The sequence below is a fragment of the Mesorhizobium sp. LNHC252B00 genome (genome assembly GCF_000502955.1).
Classification (GTDB): domain Bacteria; phylum Pseudomonadota; class Alphaproteobacteria; order Rhizobiales; family Rhizobiaceae; genus Mesorhizobium.
In genome coordinates, this window is record NZ_AYWO01000007.1 from 40,944 (window position 1) to 60,822 (window position 19,879).

A 19,879-nucleotide genomic window follows, 5' to 3' on the forward strand; every position below is an offset into this window, starting at 1 on the left:
AATAGCGAAGACCGGCTCCCCGAGGCCGGACATCAGCGCTTTAGATCAAAGGCCCGGCGGGGGATTTGGACCCCGCATCGGAATGACCCGCCGGCGTGTGCCGGCGGGTCTCGATCTTGACGGGTTCAGTCTTACATGGCCATTTTTTCACATTCGGCCTGAGCCTTTTTGGTCGACGTATCGATCATATACGCTTTGCCCTTGGCATCGGTCATCATCATCATGCAGTGCTTGATCGGCTTTGCCATCTTCATCATCTCGGCCGCCATCTTCGCATCCGGCTTCATGGTGCCCATGTGCCCATCCGGCATGATCGCCGTCACCTCTCCGCTCTTCATCATGGTCATTGTGCCCATCGCGTCTTCGGCAAATGCCTGCGAGGCGGAAAGGCCGACGAGGCCGGCAATGAGGGCTAGCTTGATAGAGTTCATTCTGCGTACTCCCATTTTGTAGAGGCAAAGTTGCCCCATTCAGATTTCGAAGGCGCGATGGGAATCGTTACGCAAACACGATCATGTGATCGTTTCCTTGCAGCGGGAGGACAGGGCAAGGTTGCCAGATAGCCGCAGCGGGCCTTCGACCTGCATCCATGGGTTTGGACTCCCACCGCATGACTCTGCCCCCAACCTGTGCTATGCGCCGCGCTTCATGCCGGCACGATAAGTGAAATCGGCCGCAAACCGCTTATATCTGTGCAACCATGACCCTTTCATTCGATCTCACCACCGAAGGCGCCCGTGACGCGTTGCGTGCCCGTGCGGCACTGCCCGAAAAACAGTCGCTGATCGGCCTGACGCGCACTGAGCTCGGCGAGGCGCTTGTCACTTCGGGAACCGTGCCGGAGCGCCAGGCCAGGATGCGGGCCCAGCAGCTCTGGCACTGGATGTATGTGCGCGGTGTCTCCGACTTCGCCGGCATGTTCAACATCTCCAAGGATTTGCGCGCCGAACTGGACAAGCACTTCACCATCGCCAGGCCCGAGATCGTCGAGGAACAGATTTCTTCGGACGGCACGCGCAAATGGCTGTTCCGCTTTCCGCCGCGCGGCGCCGGCCGGCCGGTCGAGATCGAGACCGTCTATATTCCCGAGGAAGGCCGCGGCACGCTCTGCATCTCCTCGCAGGTCGGCTGCACGCTGACCTGCTCGTTCTGCCATACCGGCACGCAGAAGCTGGTGCGCAATCTGACGGCTGAGGAAATCCTTGCGCAGTTACTCACAGCGCGCGACCGGCTCGGCGATTTTCCCGACCGCGACACGCCCGACGGCGCCATCGTGCCGGCCGAGGGCCGCAAAGTCTCCAACGTCGTGATGATGGGCATGGGCGAGCCGCTCTACAATTTCGAGGCGGTGAAGAAGGCCCTGCTGATCGCCTCCGACGGCGATGGCCTGTCGCTGTCCAAACGGCGCATCACGCTGTCGACTTCCGGCGTCGTGCCGGAAATTTTCCGCACCGGCGAGGAGATCGGCGTCATGCTGGCGATCTCGCTGCACGCCACCAATGACGATCTGCGCGACCTGCTGGTGCCGATCAACAAGAAGTATCCGCTGAAGGACCTGATCGCCGCCTGCCGCGCCTATCCCGGCCTGTCCAACGCCAAGCGCATCACCTTCGAATATGTGATGCTGAAGGACGTCAACGATTCCATCGAGGACGCAAAAGGCCTGATCAAGCTGCTCAAGGGTATTCCGGCCAAGATCAACCTGATCCCGTTCAACCCGTGGCCGGGCACCAACTACCAGTGCTCGGACTGGGAGACGATCGAGAAATTCGCCGACTACATCAACAATGCCGGCTATGCCTCGCCGATCCGCACGCCGCGCGGCCGCGACATCCTCGCCGCCTGCGGCCAGCTCAAGTCGGACTCCGAACGCATGCGCAAAGTCGACCGACTGGCGCTGGAGGCCATGATGATCGCGGGGCACGGCGAGGCGTGAGCCGCCGTCTCGCCTGGCTGAAGCGCCTCGCCACGATGGCAGTCGGCTATTTCGCCGCTGTGCTGACCTCGATCCTGGTCCCCGTGCTGCTGATCGCTCTTCTGGAAGGTATAGAAGACGGCAACTGGTCCATCATCTTCGCCTTCGACTGGCTGGGTTCTTTCCCGCTCGCGGTGTTGACCGTGATGGTCGCAGCGCTGCTGATCGTCGGCCCCGCGCTCTTTGTCGCCGAACGGCTGTCGCTTCGGGGCTGGTTCTACTTCGCCGCTACGGGTGCGATCACGTCGATCGCCTTTGGCGTATCCATGCCGCGCTCGGCCGGCAGCTTTGTCTTCAATCCGGGTTTTCTCGGGTTTCTGGCCACAGCCGGCATTGCCGCCGGGTCGGTCTACTGGCTTCTGGCCGGGCGCAAGTCCGGCATGCCCAGGGATTCAGGCCGAGATTGGGGCCGGGATTTGGGATGACCCGTCTCCTCGGCTATCTCCTCCGTTTCGCCGCGATCCTGTTCGGCTATGCCGTCGCCTCGCTGGCGGCGAGCGCGTTCCTCAACGTCCTGTTCCTGGCATCTTTGGGTTACACGCCGGAGCACGCTCAGCCGACGGCGACGGCTTCGCTGTATTTCTCAATTCCCTTCGTCGCCCTGTTCGTCGCCTATTTCGCCCTGATGCCGGCTTGCGTCGTCATCCTGGTCGCCGAAATCCTCGGCCGGCGCGACTGGCTGTTCTATGCGCTGGCGGGCGCCGTGGTTGCGGCCGTATTCCTCGGCCTTGTAGACCACAGCGGCGACACCACCTTCGCCTTTACCCACACCAGCGCCATCATGGCGGTGATTGGCGGCGGCATGGTCGGCGGCATCTTCTATTGGCTCAGCGCAGGGCGCTGGGCCGGAAGCTGGTGGAAGGACGAGAACGCCCCTACTTCGCCTGGGCCGTCAGGATCTTGAGCGCAAAGGCGGAGAACACGCCGGCAAAGAGATAATCGACCACTCGCGTCACGCGCGGGCTGGCCTTCATCGCCGCCGAGAACTTTTCCGCCGCCAGCACCATCGGCACGGTCACCGGGATCGCCAGCACGATGAACATCGTGCCCAGGAAAAACAGCTTTCCCGGCGCGTTCGGGTCATGCGCGGAGACGAACTGCGGCAGGAAGGTCATGAAGAACAGGATGATCTTCGGGTTGAGCAGATTGACGCCAAGACCCGCGGCCCAGCTGCGCAACAGCGAAATCTCGGGGCCTGTCTTCTTCTCCGGCGAAAAGGCCGAGCCCCTGGTGACCGCCTGCCAGGCCAGGAAGACGAGATAGCCGGCGCCAAAGATCTTCAGCACGAAGAAGGCCATCGGCGAAGCGACGATCAGCGCCGAGACGCCGACTACCACCAGCGTGGTGTGGATCAGCGTGCCGCACAGCGCACCGGCCATCGAGGCAAAGCCGGTGGCGCGCCCCTGGCTCAGCGTCCGCGAGACGAACAAGGTCATGTCCGGCCCCGGCGTGATCGCCAGGATGACGGTGGCGATGGCAAACTGGATCAGCGTGGCGGTGTCTGGAATGAACGACATGGTTGGCCCTTTGGCAAGAACATGCATGCCTATAGAGGATGCAGCCCCTCACAGCCAGCGGCTGGGCGGCAAAGGGCTGATCCAGCGCTTCTCAATCGGCTGTCCTGATGCGACCTTGTTTCGCCGCACGCCCTTCATCTCTTGCGCAGCCCGGAAACTGCGTGATACCTCGCCCGCCAGGAACTCAGTCGCGGAACCGCCAAATGTCAAAAGCCAAAGACGTCAAGAAAGTCGTGCTCGCCTATTCCGGCGGCCTCGACACATCCATCATCCTGAAATGGCTGCAGACCGAACTCGGCGCCGAGGTCGTGACCTTCACCGCCGATCTCGGCCAGGGCGGCGAACTCGAGCCGGCCCGCCGCAAGGCCGAGATGATGGGCATCAAGGACATTCGCGTCGTCGACGTGCGCGAGGAGTTAGATCGGAAGAGCACACGTCTGAACTCNCCCGCCGATCTCGGCCGGGGCGGCGAACTCGAGCCGGCCCGCCGCAAGGCCGAGATGATGGGCATCAAGGACATTCGCGTCGTCGACGTGCGCGAGGAGTTCGTCTCGGACTTCGTCTTTCCGATGTTCCGCGCCAACACCGTCTATGAAGGCACCTATCTGCTCGGAACCTCGATAGCGCGGCCGCTGATCTCCAAGCATCTGGTCGAGATCGCCAGGGAGACAGGCGCCGACGCGATTGCGCACGGCGCCACCGGCAAGGGTAACGACCAGGTTCGCTTCGAACTCTCGGCCTATGCGCTCAACCCCGACATCAAGGTCATCGCGCCGTGGCGCGACTGGTCGTTCAAGTCGCGCACCGACCTGATCAATTTCGCCGAACAGCACCAGATCCCGGTGCCCAAGGACAAGAAGGGCGACGCCCCGTTCTCGGTCGATGCCAATCTCCTGCACTCCTCTTCCGAGGGCAAGGTGCTGGAAGACCCATGGACCGAGCCGCCGGAATTTGTCCACCAGCGCACCGTTTCGCCGATGGATGCGCCGGACAAGGTCACCGAGATCGAGATCGAGTTCCTCAAGGGCGATCCGATCGCACTCAACGGCAAGAAGCTGTCGCCGGCAACCATGCTGGCAGCCCTCAACGATCTCGGCCGCGACAACGGTATCGGCCGGCTCGACCTCGTCGAAAACCGCTTCGTCGGCATGAAGTCGCGCGGTGTCTACGAAACGCCCGGCGGCACCATCCTTATATCAGCGCACCGCGCTATCGAGTCGATCACGCTCGACCGCGGTGCCGCCCACCTCAAGGACGAGTTCATGCCGCGCTACGCCGAGCTGATCTACAACGGCTTCTGGTTCGCACCCGAGCGGCTGATGCTGCAGGCGATGATCGACAAGAGCCAGGAAGACGTCGAAGGCACCGTGCGGCTGAAGCTCTACAAGGGCAACGTCATGATCACCGGCCGCAAGTCCAGGAAGACGCTCTATTCCGATGCGCTGGTCACTTTCGAGGACGACCGTGGCGCCTACGACCAGAAGGACGCCGCCGGCTTCATCCGCCTCAACGCGCTGCGGCTCAGGACGCTCGCGGCGCGCAACCGCAAGGGGTGACCTTCAACCTGCCGCCTCGAGCAAACCCGGCGTCCCTGCCGGGCCCGATTGTCGGCAAGGCGCTGCCCCTCGTCGCCTTGCCGCGCACTTCTCCTGTATAGCGACGGGTTCAAACTGAAGTGATTGCCGCAGGAGGCCCGGCGCATGGCCGGGCCTCTTGTCGAAGATGCCAGTTCTCAGTCGCCGTCTATCGCCGTGGCGATGCGGGCGATGGCCTGCTGATAGACGCTCGCGGAATTCCAGCCGGCGATCGCGCCGATATTCGACTGCGCACTGGCACCGGCCCGCCAGCCATGACCCTTGAGGAAGTTGGCGGTGGACGCCAACGCGGTGGCCTTGTCGCGCAGGTTTCCGCCGCCGACACCGTACTTCAAGACATTTCCAGGCAGGAACTGCGTGTGGCCAATCTCGCCATGGGCAGCGCCGACCGACGAGGCTGTCAACGCCCCACGATCAACCAGCTTCAGGGCTGCAATGGCATGCGGGTAAAAGAATTCCGGGCGGCGGCAATCATAGGCAAGCGTCAAAATTGCCGAGACCGTATTCTGGTTGCCCATGGCGGAGCCGAAGCCGGTCTCCATGCCCCAAATGGCGAGCAACACACCCGGCGACACGCCGTAGTTCGCCTCGATCTTGTCGAACAGCGCCGCGTTCGCCTTCTTCAGTGCGCGGCCCTTGGAAATGATCGCGGACCCGCCACGGCGTTTCATGAAATCGTCCACCGAGCCGCTGAAGGCCTTGTGGATGCCCCGGTCGACTGAGATCGTCTTTGTTGCGTAGGTCGCGCCGGCCAGGGCGGCCAGACCCCTGGCTCCCACACCTTCGGACTTGGCCTGCGCAGCGAACTCCGGCTTCCAAGCCTCGAAGCCGGCGCCGGTCTTGCCGCAGCTGGCTCCCGCCTGCGCGCCCGTTGCCAGCGCAAGCACCGACACCACGGCTGCTGCAAACATCTTTCCCTTGGCAAGAAATGCCATGTTGTTCTCCTGGTTGCCTGAATCACGTCCCAATTGCGAACTTGCCAGCGAAACACGACCTTGTCACTGTCGCCGCTGCATTGCTGGCGAATGCCGTGGAATTTGCCTACGATCAAGTGATTATTGTGGCAAGCGGCCCCAAAAGAAGGCGTCGATATCGTGATCATCGGCGCCGGCTCGGTGGGTATTAACACAGCCAGGGCCATGCTGGCGGCGGGCATCTTGCGGCGAATAGCCTCGATATATGGAACGCCGGTGGGCGGTCCGCGTTGGGCACCTGCCGCCCTGAATATGCTGGCTCTGAAGGTTAGAGACCGACATGAAACTCTTCGACTGTCCGCATTGCGGCCATCGCCTCTATTTCGAGAACGCCCAGTGCCTGAACTGCGGCAGTCTCGTGCTCTACGATCCGGAGCACGCCCGTTTTGCGCTGTCGGATCTCGACGGCGTCTTCCAGTGCACCAATGCCGACGAATGCGCCTGCAACTGGATGGCCGAGCGCGGACAGGGTTTTTGCCGCGCCTGCGTACTGAACCAATTGATCCCTGATCTTTCCGTCGACGGCAACCGCCGCCGCTGGATCCGCGTCGAGGCGGCGAAGAAGCGTGCCATTTATTCGCTGCTGGCCTTCGGACTGCCGGTTGCGCCCAAGCTGAGCCCTGCCGACGAGGTCGGGCTGGCCTTCGACTTTCTCGCCGATCCGATCGGCGGCGGGCCCGGCGGCGAGCGCATCCTGACCGGCCACGACAATGGCCTGATCACGCTCAACGTCGCCGAGGCGGATTCAGCCGAGCGCGAGAAGCGGCGCGTCGAGATGGGCGAGAACTATCGCACCTTGCTCGGCCATTTCCGTCACGAACTTGGCCATTACTACTGGGACCGCCTGATCCGCGACGATCCGCGGAGGCTGGAAGCGTTCCGGGCGCTGTTTGGCGATGAGCGCCCCGACTACGAACAGGCGTTGAAGTCGTATTATGCCAATGGCGCCGCGCCCGACTGGCAGCAAGGCCATATCTCGGCCTATGCCACCTCGCACCCATGGGAGGATTGGGCCGAGACATGGGCCCACCATCTGCATATCACCGACACGCTGGAGATGGTCCACGCGCTGAACTTCCCGCTCGGCCGGCTGGAGACGGTGGAAGCCAACGATTTGCCGCGGGGCGATATCGGCGGCGAGCTGCAAGCGGCACCTTCGGAGCCGGCGACCGCGCCCGAGCCTTTCGAAAAGATCCTCGCCCGCTGGCTGGTGCTGTCTGAAGCTTCCAATTCGATCAACCGCTGCATGGGCCTGCCCGATCTCTACCCTTTCGTCATTTCGGACATGACGGCACGGAAACTGGTCTTCGTTCACGAACTTCTGACCGATTTGCCGAAAGAAAAGGGAACAAATCGTGAGTTGGCGCAGGCCTTTTAGCGGGAACGCATGCGCCGCTGATCCGTTTTCGCAGGCGAGGGACCATGAAACGGAGAAAAGCCATGAAATCCCTACTGTTTCCGGCGGTCGCCGGAATGCTGACCGTGATGTCGGGCACCGCGTTTGCCGACACCGCCGTCTCCGCGGTTACCGATCTCAACGTCCGCGCCGGGCCCGGCCCGCAATATCCTGTCATTGGCGTGCTTGCCGCCGGCCAGTCGGCGACGCTCAATGGCTGCATCGAAAACAGCAAATGGTGCACCATCGCCGAGGCCGGCGGCCAGGGCTGGGTTTATTCCGACTATGTGACGACTAATTCCGGCGGCAGCCGCGTGGTACTGACGCAACGCCGTTCCAGCGTTGCCGTCGTCTCGCCCCCGGACGACATTGGCGACTATTCGACCGATTATACCGGCGCGATCATTGCCAGCGATCCGGTCGTGGATGAATTTCCCCCGCCTCCCGCCGAGGTTCGGACCTATGTCGACACACATCGCCTCGATCCAGTCTATCTTGAAGGCGAGGTGGTGACCGGTGCGATCTTGCCGGACACCGTCGAGCTGCGCGAAATCCCGAACTACGACTATCGCTACGTCTACGTGAACGGCCAGCGGGCGCTGATCGACCCGCAGACGCGGCGCATCATGTACGTGGTACGCTGACAGAGAATTGCATAGGCGGCCGCAACCTTGGCGGTCGCCTGACTGCCAGGCAGAGCAGTGCTGCCACGCGGGACATCTATGGACATGTTGCGATCTCCGAGACGCGAATGCTTCTCTTGCGAAAACGATTCCGATTTTCTCGGCCCCCGGCTAGAGCAATTCCAGGAAGTATGACGCGGTTTTCCGTCCGGAATTGCGTCAAAACATAGAGTTAGAGCGGTTCGCCGTTTTCGTGAAACGGTGAAATGCTCTAGATCAACAGGCAATGAATTCGGCGAGGAACCAGCGTGACGATCGATTCGGCCGCCTTCGAACGCTATCGGCGCTCACCCAACACCAGGACGACCTTGCCGCGCCTGTTCCTGGGAACCGCGATAATCATCCTGTTCTGGGCCGCAACGACGATGGCCGTGCTGTTCGGCGGCATCTATGCGTTCTTTGCCTGGCAGGCCGGTGCGGCGACGCCATCCGGCGTGCATGGGTTTCTCTCCTCGCCCCTCGGCATCCTCACCGCGCTTGCGTCGTTTGCCGGCATCTGGATCGGCCTGTGGATCGCCATGCGCTGGGTCCACCGCGAGAAGCTCTCGGCGCTGCTCGGCGTCAGCCGCCGCGTGTCGCGATCGGACTTTCTCAAGGGGTTGATTGCGGTGCTGATCACCTCTCTTGTCTCCGAGATCCTGCTCTATCTCTTGCAGCCCGAGATCGCGCGCGGTCCGATCAGCCTGTCATCCTGGCTGCTGTTTGCAATGCCGATCGTCGCGCTCACCTGGCTGCAGACATCTTCGGAAGAGATGCTGTTCCGCGGCTATCTGCTGCGGGGCCTGGCCAACCGGTTCAGCAGCCCGTACATCTGGGCGCTGCTGCCGGCCCTGCTGTTCACCGCGCTGCATTGGAGCCCCAGCTCATCCGCCGCCATCAACGCCTGCGTTCTCGCCTCGATCGCCGCTTTCGCGCTGCTGCTGACCGTTGTCGTCTATGCCACCGGCAATCTCGGCGCCGCCCTCGGTGCTCATCTCGGCAACAATCTGACCGGCTTCCTGCTGATCTCGCATCAGGAGAGCTACAATTCCTTCGCCCTGTTCAACGCCAAGCCGCTCGAAGGGCCGGGCTGGACGACAGCTGATGCAGTGCTCATCGCCTTCATCGGAATCGGCTGCAGCCTGCTGACGATCGTGCTGCTTTTGCATCCGCGCTCGCCGCTCAGGGTTGCCGCCGAGCTTCCGGATAGAGCAAGCTCGGCCTGATTGCAGCCCGGGGTACAACGCGAAACTGCGCTTGTCTTGACTCTGGCGCCGATTTCCTGTCTACACTCCCGAATTCCGCGACGAGTATCCCTCCGAGCAAGCCGACCAGGACGCCGAAACCTCTTCGAGGTGAAGTGCTGTAAATCGATCCTGGAGGCCAACACCCGGCAGCGCTGAGCGCCCCCGGGTGCGTTTTGGTTTTGGCTTTTGCTCGCCACGAGACTTGGACACTTGGCGCGAACGCATTACCTCTCGGGCACCGCTTGCCTGGGAAAAGGAAAAAGAATGTTTGAATCGCTTCAGGAGCGTCTTGGCTCCATCCTGAACGGCCTCACCGGCCGCGGTGCCCTGTCCGAGGCGGATGTCTCGGCAGCACTGCGCGAGGTGCGCCGTGCGCTGCTCGAGGCAGACGTGGCGCTGGAAGTGGTGCGCTCGTTCACCGACAAGGTGCGCGAGAAGGCCGTCGGCGCCGCCGTTGTGAAATCGATCAAGCCCGGCCAGATGGTCGTCAAGATCGTCCATGACGAGCTGGTCGACATGCTCGGCGCCGAGGGCGTCGCCGTCGATCTCAATGCACCGGCACCGGTCGTCATCATGATGGTCGGCCTGCAGGGTTCCGGCAAGACGACCACTTCGGCCAAGATCGCCAAGCGCCTTTCCGAGCGTCAGAACAAGAAGGTCCTGATGGCCTCGCTCGACACCCGGCGGCCTGCCGCGCAGGAGCAGCTTCGTCAGCTCGGCGAACAGGTCAAGGTCGCCACGCTGCCGATCATCGACGGCCAGTCGCCGGTCGACATCGCGCGCCGCGCCGTGCAGGCGGCCAAGCTCGGCGGCCACGACGTCGTCATCCTCGACACTGCCGGCCGCACCCATATCGACGAGCCGCTGATGGTCGAGATGGCCGACATCAAGAAGGTGTCGAGCCCGCACGAGATCCTGCTGGTCGCCGACTCGCTGACCGGCCAGGACGCCGTCAATCTGGCCAAGAGCTTCGACCAACGCGTCGGCATCACCGGCCTGGTGCTGACCCGCATGGATGGCGACGGTCGCGGCGGCGCGGCACTTTCGATGCGCGCCGTCACCGGCAAGCCGATCAAGCTGATCGGCACCGGCGAAAAGATGGACGGGCTGGAGGAATTCCACCCCAAGCGCATAGCCGACCGCATTCTCGGCATGGGCGACATTGTCTCGCTCGTCGAGAAGGCCGCCGAAAACATCGATGCCGAACAGGCGGCGGCGATGGCCAAGAAGATGCAGTCGGGCAAGTTCGACCTGAACGACCTCGCCAGCCAGCTTCAGCAGATGTCGAAGATGGGTGGCATGGGCGGCATCATGGGCATGATGCCCGGCATGGGCAAGATGAAGGACCAGATGGCTGCCGCCGGTCTCGACGACAAGATGTTCGGCCGCCAGCTCGCCATCATCTCGTCGATGACCAAGGCCGAGCGCGCCAACCCCGATTTGCTCAAGCATTCGCGCAAGAAGCGCATCGCCGCCGGTTCCGGCACCGACGCGGCCGAAATCAACAAGCTGCTCAAGATGCACCGCGGCATGGCCGACATGATGAAGGCGATGGGCGGCAAGGGCAAAGGCGGCGGCCTGATGCGCGGCATGATGGGTGGCCTCGCCTCCAAGATGGGCCTCGGCGGCATGATGCCGGGCGGCATGGGCGGCATGATGGGCGGCGGCATGCCGGACCTGTCGAAGATGGACCCCAAGCAGCTCGAGGCCTTGCAGAAGCAAGCGCAGGCATCCGGTCTTGGCGGCATGAAAGGGCTTCCCGGTGGTGGTGGTCTGCCCGGGCTGCCCGGCGGCATGAAACTTCCCGGTCTGCCCGGAATGGGCGGCGGGTTGCCTGGCCTCGGCAAGAAGAAGTGAGGACGTCATGAACGAAGAAAAGGACATGGCCGACGCACGCACCATCCTGGCCGACTATCGCGCCTCGATCGACAACATCGACGCGGCACTCATCCACATGCTGGCCGAGCGCTTCCGCTGCACCAAGGCGGTCGGCGTACTCAAAGCGACGCATGGCCTGCCGCCGGCCGACCCGGCGCGCGAGCAGCAGCAGATTGCCCGGCTTCGCCAGCTGGCGAAGGATGCCCATCTCGACCCGGATTTCGCGGAAAAATTCCTCAACTTCGTCGTCCGCGAAGTGATCCGCCACCATGAACAGATCGCCGCTTCGAACGGTGGCGAAACAAAGACCTCGCTGCCAACGGCGTGACGAAAACCAACTGAAACCCGATCAACGAACTGAGAATTTTTAGGAGAATAGAAATGCCCTTGAAGATCCGACTGGCCCGCGCTGGCTCAAAGAAGCGTCCTTACTATCACGTCGTCATCGCCGACGCCCGTTCGCCGCGTGACGGCCGGTTCATCGAGTCGATCGGCTCGTGGAACCCGCTGCTGCCCAAGGACGGCGAACGCGTCAAGGTCGACGCCGAACGCGTCAAGCATTGGCTGGCGCATGGCGCCCAGCCGACCGATCGCGTGCTGCGCTTCCTCGACGAGGCCGGACTCGTCAAGCGCGAAGCCCGCGCCAATCCGAAGAAGGCCGAGCCGGGCAAGAAGGCGCAGGAACGCGCTGCCCTTCTGAAGAAGGCGCAGGAAGACGCGGCAGCCGCTGCCGCGGCCGCCACTGCTGCACCCGCCGAGGCGGAAGCCGCCACCGCCNCGCGGCCGCCACTGCTGCACCGGCCGAGGCGGAAGCCGCCACCGCCGAATAAATATTGCCATATCGCATCCAGGAAAACGGCGGGCGAAGGCCCGCCGTTTTGCTATGTCGACATCACTTTGCGAACGCGGCCTATCAATATCCGCGTGGGCAGCGGTCGATGTAGACGCGGCCATAACGATCGCGGTAGCGGCATTCGCCCCGTTCGCTCGCCCGGCCGATCAACGCACCGGCAACAGCGCCGACAGCGCCGCCGACCACCGCGCCCTGAACCGGATTGTTGGCGACCGCCGCACCGACGGCAGCACCACCCAATCCGCCGACAGCCGCGCCCTTTTCCGTTTGCGAACAAGCGGCGAGCGGCACCAGCAAGGCCATCAAAAGCATCGTTTTCTTCATTGTCGTTCCTCTCCAGGTAGGAGCCGCCTCCTCCGCCGAGCAAATACCTAACTCGCAACTGGCCGATTTGATCCAAAGGAGATTGCCGGCGAAGGGCTAGCTTTCCAGCAGGCAGCGGAGCTTCGATTGCGGCCGGCCTTCCAATGTAAACGCCATGCGGGATATCGCTTATCGGCTGAGCCGGATCAGCGCGCGCACCCCGCGCAGTGTCGGAGTGGCTATCGTCACCCTTCGCGGGTGGATATTGAGGGACGTCGCGGCCCGTATCCATCGAGAGGAAAGAATGACCGGCGAAACCGATCTGAAGACACTGCTGGGATCGATGACGCCGGAACTGCTCGCCGGCACCTATGTCTTCGCCACGCTCGCGCCCGGCGTCGCGCAGCCGCGAGGCCTCGACCCGGTGATGGTGTTCCGCGAGCGCGAGGGAACGACGCTGATCGTGACCGAGGAGGCGGCCAGCGCAGCCGGCCTGACCGCTTCGTTCCGCTGCCGGATGCTGACGCTGAACATCCATTCGTCGCTGGAAGCCGTCGGCTTCCTCGCCGCCGTCACCACCCGCCTGGCCGCCGCCGGCATGGGCGTCAATCCTGTCTCAGCCTTCTACCACGACCATCTTTTCGTCCCCGCCGACCGGGCGGAGGAAGCGCTGGAGCTGTTGGTGAATTGGACAAGGGAAGGGGCGGCTGAACTTTGACAGCACCCCAAAAGTCGCGTAAATTACGTCAATAACGTAACTTACGCGATTTAGGATGGACCATGCGTGAAGTTCCCACCACCGAATTCACCCGTAATTTCGGGCGCTACCGGGAGATCGTGCAGCGTGAGCCGGTCGCCGTGATGAGTCACGGGAGGCCAACCGGCTATTTCGTTTCGGCTGTCGAGTATGAAGAGCTGCAGCACTACAAGAACCTAGCCCGGCAATCATTTGCGACCAAGGATCTGCAGCGCGAGGAAGTGGAAGCTATCGCCGGCGGCCGCATGTCATCGGAACACGATCATCTCAATGCCTTGATGAATCCCAAGTAAGGCATGCCGCTTCCCGACCCGCAACTCGGCCTCGTGATCTCCTACGCGTATTTGTGGCATCATGAGCAGCAAGCCGGACAGGATGAAGGGCGGAAAGATCGCCCTTGCGTGATCGTTCTCGCCGTCGAGCGCGGTGCCGACGGCCTGATCGTGACGGTGGTGCCAATCACGCATGTATCGCCAGCAGACCCATCGCTGGCGATCGAGCTGCCACCAGCCGTCAAAGGTCACTTGGGTCTGGACGGCGAGCGCTCATGGGTGATGCTCCACGAAGGCAATCGTTTTGTATGGCCAGGCTATGACCTACGTCCCGTACCACGCTCCACCGATCGCTACGACTACGGCCTGCTGCCGCCACGGCTGTTTTCGTTGATGGTGGAGCGCTTCAAGACGATCTGGGAAACCGGGCAAGGCCGTCAGGTGCCGCGCGACTGACCGTTACGGATGGCAACGCCGATCGGTCAGCGAAGGACATTTCGAAGAGCCCCGCTTGGCGCCGCATTCCGGCCAAAGGCCGAGCCCGCGACGGCGGGCCGCCGGTCTTCCGGCGCCCCCGCGGAGGGCCGCCGGGGCAGCGGCGATACGGCCCGTGAGCGAAACTGATGACCGTCAGGCAGCCTTCTTCTTCGGCTGGATCAGGCCGCGCTCGACCAAAAGCTCGGCAATCTGCACGGCGTTGAGCGCCGCGCCCTTGCGCAGATTGTCGGAGACGATCCACATCGACAGGCCGTTGTCGATGGTCGAATCCTCACGGATGCGCGAGATGAAGGTGGCGTCCTCGCCGGCCGATTCCAACGGCGTGATGTAGCCGCCATCCTCGCGCTTGTCCAAGACCTGGCAGCCCGGGGCCTCTCGAAGAATATCCCGCGCCTCGTCGGCGGTGATCGGCTTTTCGAACTCGATGTTGACCGCTTCCGAATGGCCGATGAACACCGGCACACGCACGCAGGTCGCCGTCAGCTTGATCTTGGGGTCGAGCATCTTCTTCGTCTCGGCCACCATCTTCCACTCTTCCTTGGTGAAACCATCGTCGAGGAAGACGTCGATGTGCGGGATGACGTTGAAGGCGATGCGCTTGGTGAACTTCTTGACGTCGACGGTGTCGGCGACGAACACGGCGCGCGTCTGCGTGAACAGCTCGTCCATGCCTTCCTTGCCGGCGCCCGACACCGACTGGTAGGTGGCGACGACGACGCGCTTGATGATAGCGAAGTCGTGCAGCGGCTTTAGCGCCACCACCAGCTGCGCCGTCGAGCAGTTCGGGTTGGCGATGATGTTCTTGCGCGTGAACAGCGAGATCGCGTCGGGGTTCACTTCCGGCACGATCAGCGGCACGTCCTGGTCGTAGCGGAAGGCCGACGAATTGTCGATGACGACGCAGCCCTGCTTGCCGATCTTCGGCGACCATTCCTTGGAGACGTTGCCGCCGGCCGACATGATGCAGATGTCGGTGTCGGAAAAATCATACTGGTCGAGCGACTTGACCTTCAGCGTGCGATCGCCGAACGACACTTCGGTGCCCTGGCTGCGCCGCGAGGCCAGCGCCACGACTTCGCTTACCGGAAAGCCGCGCTCTTCCAGTATGTTGAGCATTTCCCGGCCCACATTGCCCGTGGCACCGACGATCGCTACCTTGAAACTCATTAGAAATCTCCTGTCCCTCTCCGCTTGGCTTTTGGAGAAACCCGCTGGCCGATGCGGGTTCCGTCCCCCGGGCCGGACCCGGGAGAGGGTGGTTAGGCCAAGGGAGTCACACCGTTTTGGTGGTGGTTTTGGCCATAGTTTTGCTGGAACGGGAAGACGCGCCGACGCGCCCGGCCCAATGATGTGCATTGCGGCCAGGGAGGTCGAATGCAAGAAACGCCATCAAAAGGCCGCGCATCGAAACTATCCTGTTCGGTGCCGGCTTTTACGCGGTTTGCGTCAAGAGTCAATTGCCGAGCGACCTCGGTTTCCCGCGCACCCTGTACAATCGCGGCTGCGCGAAGTACGAACAGCCAAGATTGTTTTGGCTGGCGCTAGGTCGGCCCCGGCATGTGCTCCATGATGAGCGCAGACCCTAAATTCCGAAAGAGTGAGATGTCCAATTTCGTAGCACTTGTCCCAGCGCTTGCCAGGGCGCTGGAAAAACGCGGCTATTCCGAGCTGACCCCGGTACAGAAGGCGGTTGTTGCCCCCGAACTCGGCCAGGCCGATGCGCTGGTTTCCGCGCAGACCGGCTCCGGCAAGACGGTGGCCTTCGGCCTTGCCCTGGCGCCGACCTTGCTTGACGGCGCGGAGCGCTTTGGCCACGCCGCGGCACCGCTGGCGCTGGCCGTGGCGCCGACGCGCGAACTGGCGCTGCAGGTGACGCGCGAGCTTGAGTGGCTCTACGAGCTGACCGGCGCCACGGTGGCGTCCTGCGTCGGCGGCATGGACATGCGCTCGGAGAGGCGTGTGCTGGAGCGCGGCGCCCATATCGTCGTCGGCACGCCCGGCCGGCTGCGCGACCACATCACGCGGCACTCGCTCGACATGTCGGCGCTGAAGGCAGTGGTGCTCGACGAGGCCGACGAGATGCTCGATCTCGGCTTTCGCGAGGACCTCGAATTCATCCTCGACGCCGCACCGGCCGAGCGCCGCACGCTGATGTTCTCGGCCACCGTGCCGCGCTCCATCGCCACGCTCGCGCAAGGATATCAGCGCGATGCCGTGCGCATTTCAGCCGCCGGCGAGGAAAAGCAGCATCTCGACATCGAATACCGGGCGCTGAGCGTCGCCCAGCCCGACCGGGAAAATGCCATCATCAACGTGCTGCGTTTCTACGAGGCGAAAAACGCGCTGGTGTTTTGCAACACGCGCGCCGCCGTCAACCATCTGACCGCGCGCTTCAACAACCGCAATTTTTCGGTCGTGGCGCTGTCCGGCGAGCTCAGCCAGAACGAACGCAGCCATGCCTTGCAGGCGATGCGCGACGGCCGCGCAAAAGTCTGCATCGCCACCGACGTCGCGGCGCGCGGCATCGACCTGCCCAACCTCGAACTGGTCGTCCATGCCGACCTGCCGACCAATCCGGAAACGCTGCTGCACCGCAGCGGTCGCACCGGCCGCGCCGGGCGCAAGGGCGTCAGCGCGCTGATCGTGCCCAACAGTGCCCGCAAGCGCACCGAGCGGCTGTTGCAGAACGCCGGCCTCAAGGCGACATGGGCAAGCCCGCCTTCGGCCGACGACGTGATACGGCGCGACGACGAACGCATCATTGCCGATCCGGTCTTCGACGAATCGGTGAAGCAGGACGAGCGCGGTTTCATCGACGCGCTGCTCGCCAAACATGGCGCCGAACAGGTGGCCGCCGCTTTCGTGCGCCAGTGCCGCGCCAGCCGATCGGCGCCTGAGGACCTCATCGAAATCGCGCCGTTCACGCCATCGCGTGAAAGACCGGCGGGCGAAGGTTTCGCACGCCGCGACGAGGCACCCAGCCGCCGCGACGATTTCGGTGCCAGCGTCTGGTTCTCGCTGTCGATCGGGCGCCGGCAGAATGCCGAACCGCGTTGGTTGATCCCGATGCTGTGCCGCACCGGCAGCATAAGCAAGCGCGAGATCGGCGCCATCAAGATGCAACCGGATGAAACCTTCGTGCAGATCGCGGCGGACTGGGCCGACCGCTTCCTGGCGGCGATCGGTCCCGACCGCAAACTGCAAAACAACATCATTGTGAAGCGGTTGGACGGCACGCCCGATTTGTCGCGTGCCGGCTACCAGGCGCCAAGCCCCGACAAGAAACCGCATCGCGGCAAGGCGCCGTTCGATCCCAACGCGCCGAAGCGCAAGTTCGAAAAGCGCGCACCGGCTTCAGCCGATCAGCGCCCGGCAGCCGCGCACGAGACAAAGCCTTGGGCGAAGAAGCCGGGTAAGCCGAAGTTCGAAAACACCGGCGCGCCGAAGCACAAGAAGGCGAAGAAGCGGCCTTCATAAGATCGCAAGCAGCTTCATTTTCCGGCAGCGACGGCAGGCACTTCATGGTGCCGCTTGCCCATCGGCTCGGCCCTGTGCCACATCTTGATCGGGACGTGGCGAGAGGGGTGGCCTATGCGCGGCGAGGTGCTTCACTATGACGAGGACCAGGGTTTCGGCTTCATCATTGGAGACGATGGCAACCGTTACACCTTCAGCCGCGAGAACCTGCGCCGGGAAAGCGCCATGCCCAGGGGCACCGTCGTCGAGTTCCAGCCGGGCGGCGGTCAGGCGCGCGATGTCTTTTCGATTGGTGTCCGGACCGCCATCGAGGCGCCGCACGTTGACGCCGGAACCAACACCGCACCGATTGAAGCTGGCAACGCACCCGCAGCTTCCGCTGTCCATGCGCCGCATTTCGGCCGCTCGTCCGGACCAGTCGAGCCCACCGGCCTCTGGGACTATTTCTGGCGCGGCGTGACGCAGAACTATTTCAATTTCGCCGGCCGGGCCCGCCGCAAGGAATATTGGGGCTATTTCCTGTTCTGGGTGGTCTCGCTGCTGATCATCGGCGGCATCGGTCTTTTCGCCGACAGCGAAATGGGCAATTTCGACAGCAGCGTATCGGCGGCGGTAACCGTTGGCCTTTGCGTCACCTTCGTGCTGGCGACCCTGCTGCCAAGCCTCGGCATGACCGTTCGCCGCATCCATGACATCGGCCTGTCGGGCTGGCTCTATCTGGTGGTGCTCATCCCGACCATCGGCAGCCTGATCATCCTGGTCTTCGCGCTGATCCCGACGCAGGCACGGGAAAACCAGTGGGGGCCGGTGCCGGCAGGCGTCAGGGTTTAGGGACGATAGCCTTCAAGGCGTCGTCCGAAAGCCGGAGAAAGACCTTCTGGCCGTGGCGTTCGGCGCCGAGCCTCGCGTAGAAACGCAGCGCGCCCTCGTTCCAGTCTTCGGAGGTCAGGTCGATGCGACCGATGCCGTGGCTAAGGCAATGATCGGCGAGAAAGCCGATCAACGCCCGGCCGACGCTGGCGTTGCGGATGTTGTCGCGCACGAACAGGTCCTTGAGGAACAGCAGCCGCTCAAGATCGATACCCGGATGCGCGATTGCCACCGACGCCAGGCCGCTGACCTCGCCGTCGACGAAGGCGAGCGCGAAATGCGGATAGGCCGGACTTTCCTCGCCAAGCCATTTGCGTGCGGCAGACAGGGCCCGGTCGGCATCGAGGCGCGGCTGCCGGTAATGCTCCGCCATCTCGCACAGTATGGCCGCCAGTGCCGCCGCGTCCTCGATCGTCGCCCAGCGGACGTCGACCGCCATGCGGATCAGCCGAGGAACCTGGCGATGATCGCGTCGCCCATCTCGACGGTGCCGACCTCGGTCATGCCGGGGGAGAAAATGTCCTTGGTGCGCAAGCCTGCGTCGAGCACGGCGGCGATCGCGCTTTCGACACGGTCGGCTTCAGCAACCATGCCGAAGGAATAGCGCAGGCACATGGCGAAGGAGGCGATCATGGCGATCGGGTTGGCAATGCCCTTGCCGGCAATATCCGGCGCCGAGCCGTGCACCGGCTCGTACAGCGCCTTGCGCTTCTTGGTCTTCACGTCGGGCGCGCCGAGCGAGGCCGACGGCAGCATGCCGATCGAGCCGGTCAGCATCGCGGCGATGTCGGACAGCATGTCGCCGAACAGATTGTCGGTGACGATGACGTCGAACTGCTTTGGCCAGCGCACCAGCTGCATGCCGCCGGCATCGGCCAGCATGTGGTCGAGCTTGACGTCTGAATAGCGCGCCTTGTGCGTTTGGGTGACGACCTCGTTCCACAACACGCCGGACTTCATCACATTGCGCTTTTCCATCGAGGTGACATGGTTCTTGCGGGTGCGTGCCAGCTCGAAGGCGACGCCCGAAATGCGCTCGATCTCGAACGTGTCGTAGACCTGCGTGTCGATGCCGCGCTTCTGGCCATTGCCGAGATCGATGATCTGCTTCGGCTCGCCGAAATAGACGCCGCCGGTCAGCTCGCGCACGATTAGGATGTCGAGACCCTCGACCACCTCCTGCTTGAGCGACGAGGACGCCGCCAGCGCCGGATAGCAGATGGCCGGGCGCAGGTTGGCGAACAGTTCCATGTCCTTGCGCAGGCGCAGCAGGCCGGCTTCGGGGCGCACCTCGTAGGGCACCGCATCCCATTTCGGACCGCCGACGGCGCCGAACAGCACCGCATCCGCCGCCATCGCCTTTTCCATGTCGGCATCGGAGATCGCCGCGCCATGCGCATCATAGGCACAGCCGCCGACCAGACCTTCGTCAGTGGAGAAATCGCTGCCAAGCTTGTCGTTCATGACAGCAATCAGTTTCTTGACCTCGGCCATGGCCTCTGGACCGATGCCGTCGCCGGCGAGCAGGAAAAGATGCTTCGTTGCCATGGAGAACCGTCCCAGAAAGAATGCGTTGCGATTTGCGGCCTTGCTAAACGCCAAGCG

At 63.2% G+C, this 19,879-nt stretch carries 21 protein-coding genes and 1 pseudogene; 14 read left to right on the top strand and 8 right to left on the bottom strand.

Annotation, left to right across the window (positions count from 1 at the left end; all coding sequences use genetic code 11):
* Positions 1–131: 131 nt before the first annotated feature.
* Positions 132–431, bottom strand: a complete 300-nt coding sequence (locus tag X744_RS158405) for a hypothetical protein (RefSeq protein WP_023758939.1) — start codon at positions 429–431, stop codon at positions 132–134.
* Positions 432–700: 269 nt separating this feature from the next.
* On the opposite strand from X744_RS158405, the gene rlmN reads away from it, so the two are divergent.
* Genes rlmN through X744_RS158390 form a run of 3 tightly spaced genes read left to right on the top strand, consistent with a single transcriptional unit; the run spans position 701 to position 2,879 of the window.
* On the top strand, positions 701–1,936 hold the full coding sequence (rlmN, locus tag X744_RS158400; RefSeq protein ID WP_023758940.1) for a 23S rRNA (adenine(2503)-C(2))-methyltransferase RlmN: 1,236 nt from the start codon (positions 701–703) through the stop codon (positions 1,934–1,936).
* The gene (locus tag X744_RS158395) at positions 1,933–2,400 is read left to right on the top strand and encodes a hypothetical protein (RefSeq protein WP_023758941.1); all 468 of its coding nucleotides are present in this window, start codon (positions 1,933–1,935) and stop codon (positions 2,398–2,400) included. Before rlmN ends, X744_RS158395 begins: the two co-directional genes overlap by 4 nt.
* On the top strand, positions 2,397–2,879 hold the full coding sequence (locus tag X744_RS158390; protein WP_023758942.1) for a hypothetical protein: 483 nt from the start codon (positions 2,397–2,399) through the stop codon (positions 2,877–2,879). The genes X744_RS158395 and X744_RS158390 overlap by 4 nt, the downstream gene beginning before the upstream one ends.
* On the opposite strand, the gene X744_RS158385 is transcribed toward X744_RS158390, so the two are convergent.
* Together X744_RS158385 and X744_RS158375 are read right to left on the bottom strand one after the other, a co-directional pair.
* On the bottom strand, positions 2,851–3,492 hold the full coding sequence (locus X744_RS158385) for a LysE family translocator (RefSeq protein ID WP_023758943.1): 642 nt from the start codon (positions 3,490–3,492) through the stop codon (positions 2,851–2,853). The two genes, X744_RS158390 and X744_RS158385, sit on opposite strands and share 29 nt — an antisense overlap.
* A gap of 1,732 nt (positions 3,493–5,224) precedes the next feature.
* Positions 5,225–6,022 carry a lytic transglycosylase domain-containing protein gene (locus tag X744_RS158375; protein ID WP_023758945.1) on the bottom strand — a complete coding sequence of 266 codons (798 nt, stop codon included), beginning with the start codon at positions 6,020–6,022 and terminating at the stop codon, positions 5,225–5,227.
* A 319-nt stretch (positions 6,023–6,341) separates the two neighbouring features.
* On the opposite strand from X744_RS158375, the gene X744_RS158370 reads away from it, so the two are divergent.
* The 6 genes and pseudogenes from X744_RS158370 to rpsP all read left to right on the top strand — a co-directional run.
* Entirely contained in the window at positions 6,342–7,439 is a 1,098-nt protein-coding gene (locus X744_RS158370) for a putative zinc-binding metallopeptidase (RefSeq protein WP_023758946.1), read from the top strand.
* 62 nt (positions 7,440–7,501) lie between these two features.
* Entirely contained in the window at positions 7,502–8,101 is a 600-nt protein-coding gene (locus X744_RS158365; protein ID WP_023758947.1) for a DUF1236 domain-containing protein, read from the top strand.
* 287 nt (positions 8,102–8,388) lie between these two features.
* Positions 8,389–9,345, top strand: a complete 957-nt coding sequence (locus X744_RS158360) for a type II CAAX endopeptidase family protein (RefSeq protein WP_023758948.1) — start codon at positions 8,389–8,391, stop codon at positions 9,343–9,345.
* Between the two features lie 285 nt (positions 9,346–9,630).
* A complete protein-coding gene (gene ffh / locus X744_RS158355) occupies positions 9,631–11,223 on the top strand; it encodes a signal recognition particle protein (RefSeq protein WP_023758949.1) in 1,593 nt (530 codons plus the stop codon).
* 7 nt (positions 11,224–11,230) lie between these two features.
* Positions 11,231–11,572 carry a chorismate mutase gene (locus X744_RS158350; protein WP_023758950.1) on the top strand — a complete coding sequence of 114 codons (342 nt, stop codon included), beginning with the start codon at positions 11,231–11,233 and terminating at the stop codon, positions 11,570–11,572.
* A 53-nt stretch (positions 11,573–11,625) separates the two neighbouring features.
* A pseudogene (gene rpsP, locus X744_RS1000000171955) lies at positions 11,626–12,021 on the top strand (30S ribosomal protein S16); the annotation flags it as partial.
* A 136-nt stretch (positions 12,022–12,157) separates the two neighbouring features.
* Here the strand turns inward: rpsP and X744_RS158340 are convergent.
* Positions 12,158–12,421: a YMGG-like glycine zipper-containing protein gene (locus X744_RS158340; protein WP_023758952.1), complete on the bottom strand. Its 264-nt coding sequence runs from the start codon at positions 12,419–12,421 to the stop codon at positions 12,158–12,160.
* Positions 12,422–12,704: 283 nt separating this feature from the next.
* Between X744_RS158340 and X744_RS158335 the strand changes: the two genes are divergently transcribed.
* The 3 genes from X744_RS158335 (at position 12,705) to X744_RS158325 (ending at position 13,885) form a co-directional block, all read left to right on the top strand.
* Entirely contained in the window at positions 12,705–13,118 is a 414-nt protein-coding gene (locus X744_RS158335; RefSeq protein ID WP_023758953.1) for an ACT domain-containing protein, read from the top strand.
* Between the two features lie 62 nt (positions 13,119–13,180).
* Positions 13,181–13,450, top strand: coding sequence for a type II toxin-antitoxin system prevent-host-death family antitoxin (locus X744_RS158330; RefSeq protein ID WP_023758954.1), 270 nt, complete (start codon positions 13,181–13,183; stop codon positions 13,448–13,450).
* Between the two features lie 3 nt (positions 13,451–13,453).
* Positions 13,454–13,885 carry a type II toxin-antitoxin system PemK/MazF family toxin gene (locus X744_RS158325; protein WP_023758955.1) on the top strand — a complete coding sequence of 144 codons (432 nt, stop codon included), beginning with the start codon at positions 13,454–13,456 and terminating at the stop codon, positions 13,883–13,885.
* Between the two features lie 174 nt (positions 13,886–14,059).
* Here X744_RS158325 and X744_RS158320 read toward each other — a convergent pair whose 3' ends face one another.
* On the bottom strand, positions 14,060–15,094 hold the full coding sequence (locus X744_RS158320) for an aspartate-semialdehyde dehydrogenase (protein WP_023758956.1): 1,035 nt from the start codon (positions 15,092–15,094) through the stop codon (positions 14,060–14,062).
* Positions 15,095–15,200: 106 nt separating this feature from the next.
* Entirely contained in the window at positions 15,201–15,332 is a 132-nt protein-coding gene (locus X744_RS1000000175985; protein ID WP_280948948.1) for a hypothetical protein, read from the bottom strand.
* Between the two features lie 197 nt (positions 15,333–15,529).
* Here X744_RS1000000175985 and X744_RS158315 point away from each other — a divergent pair, with 197 nt between their 5' ends.
* Both X744_RS158315 and X744_RS158310 read left to right on the top strand, forming a co-directional pair.
* Complete coding sequence (locus X744_RS158315; protein ID WP_023758957.1) at positions 15,530–17,404, top strand: DEAD/DEAH box helicase; 1,875 nt, start codon at positions 15,530–15,532, stop codon at positions 17,402–17,404.
* A 114-nt stretch (positions 17,405–17,518) separates the two neighbouring features.
* Positions 17,519–18,235, top strand: coding sequence for a DUF805 domain-containing protein (locus tag X744_RS158310; protein WP_023758958.1), 717 nt, complete (start codon positions 17,519–17,521; stop codon positions 18,233–18,235).
* Here the strand turns inward: X744_RS158310 and X744_RS158305 are convergent.
* Both X744_RS158305 and leuB read right to left on the bottom strand, forming a co-directional pair.
* Positions 18,225–18,713, bottom strand: a complete 489-nt coding sequence (locus X744_RS158305) for a GNAT family N-acetyltransferase (protein ID WP_023758959.1) — start codon at positions 18,711–18,713, stop codon at positions 18,225–18,227. The genes X744_RS158310 and X744_RS158305 overlap by 11 nt on opposite strands.
* Positions 18,714–18,718: 5 nt before the next feature.
* The gene (leuB, locus tag X744_RS158300; protein WP_023758960.1) at positions 18,719–19,822 is read right to left on the bottom strand and encodes a 3-isopropylmalate dehydrogenase; all 1,104 of its coding nucleotides are present in this window, start codon (positions 19,820–19,822) and stop codon (positions 18,719–18,721) included.
* Between the last annotated feature and the right edge of the window lie 57 nt (positions 19,823–19,879).

Excerpts from the sequence above, each read along its gene's own strand:
- X744_RS158405 (WP_023758939.1), bottom strand. The coding sequence starts at position 431 with ATGAACTCTATCAAGCTAGCCCTCATTGCCGGCCTCGTCGGCCTTTCC.
- rlmN (WP_023758940.1), top strand. The coding sequence starts at position 701 with ATGACCCTTTCATTCGATCTCACCACCGAAGGCGCCCGTGACGCGTTG.
- X744_RS158390 (WP_023758942.1), top strand. The coding sequence starts at position 2,397 with ATGACCCGTCTCCTCGGCTATCTCCTCCGTTTCGCCGCGATCCTGTTC.
- X744_RS158385 (WP_023758943.1), bottom strand. The coding sequence starts at position 3,492 with ATGTCGTTCATTCCAGACACCGCCACGCTGATCCAGTTTGCCATCGCC.
- X744_RS158375 (WP_023758945.1), bottom strand. The coding sequence starts at position 6,022 with ATGGCATTTCTTGCCAAGGGAAAGATGTTTGCAGCAGCCGTGGTGTCG.
- X744_RS158370 (WP_023758946.1), top strand. The coding sequence starts at position 6,342 with ATGAAACTCTTCGACTGTCCGCATTGCGGCCATCGCCTCTATTTCGAG.
- X744_RS158365 (WP_023758947.1), top strand. The coding sequence starts at position 7,502 with ATGAAATCCCTACTGTTTCCGGCGGTCGCCGGAATGCTGACCGTGATG.
- ffh (WP_023758949.1), top strand. The coding sequence starts at position 9,631 with ATGTTTGAATCGCTTCAGGAGCGTCTTGGCTCCATCCTGAACGGCCTC.
- X744_RS158350 (WP_023758950.1), top strand. The coding sequence starts at position 11,231 with ATGAACGAAGAAAAGGACATGGCCGACGCACGCACCATCCTGGCCGAC.
- X744_RS158340 (WP_023758952.1), bottom strand. The coding sequence starts at position 12,421 with ATGAAGAAAACGATGCTTTTGATGGCCTTGCTGGTGCCGCTCGCCGCT.
- X744_RS158335 (WP_023758953.1), top strand. The coding sequence starts at position 12,705 with ATGACCGGCGAAACCGATCTGAAGACACTGCTGGGATCGATGACGCCG.
- X744_RS158330 (WP_023758954.1), top strand. The coding sequence starts at position 13,181 with ATGCGTGAAGTTCCCACCACCGAATTCACCCGTAATTTCGGGCGCTAC.
- X744_RS158325 (WP_023758955.1), top strand. The coding sequence starts at position 13,454 with ATGCCGCTTCCCGACCCGCAACTCGGCCTCGTGATCTCCTACGCGTAT.
- X744_RS158320 (WP_023758956.1), bottom strand. The coding sequence starts at position 15,094 with ATGAGTTTCAAGGTAGCGATCGTCGGTGCCACGGGCAATGTGGGCCGG.
- X744_RS1000000175985 (WP_280948948.1), bottom strand. The coding sequence starts at position 15,332 with ATGCGCGGCCTTTTGATGGCGTTTCTTGCATTCGACCTCCCTGGCCGC.
- X744_RS158315 (WP_023758957.1), top strand. The coding sequence starts at position 15,530 with ATGTCCAATTTCGTAGCACTTGTCCCAGCGCTTGCCAGGGCGCTGGAA.
- X744_RS158310 (WP_023758958.1), top strand. The coding sequence starts at position 17,519 with ATGCGCGGCGAGGTGCTTCACTATGACGAGGACCAGGGTTTCGGCTTC.
- X744_RS158305 (WP_023758959.1), bottom strand. The coding sequence starts at position 18,713 with ATGGCGGTCGACGTCCGCTGGGCGACGATCGAGGACGCGGCGGCACTG.
- leuB (WP_023758960.1), bottom strand. The coding sequence starts at position 19,822 with ATGGCAACGAAGCATCTTTTCCTGCTCGCCGGCGACGGCATCGGTCCA.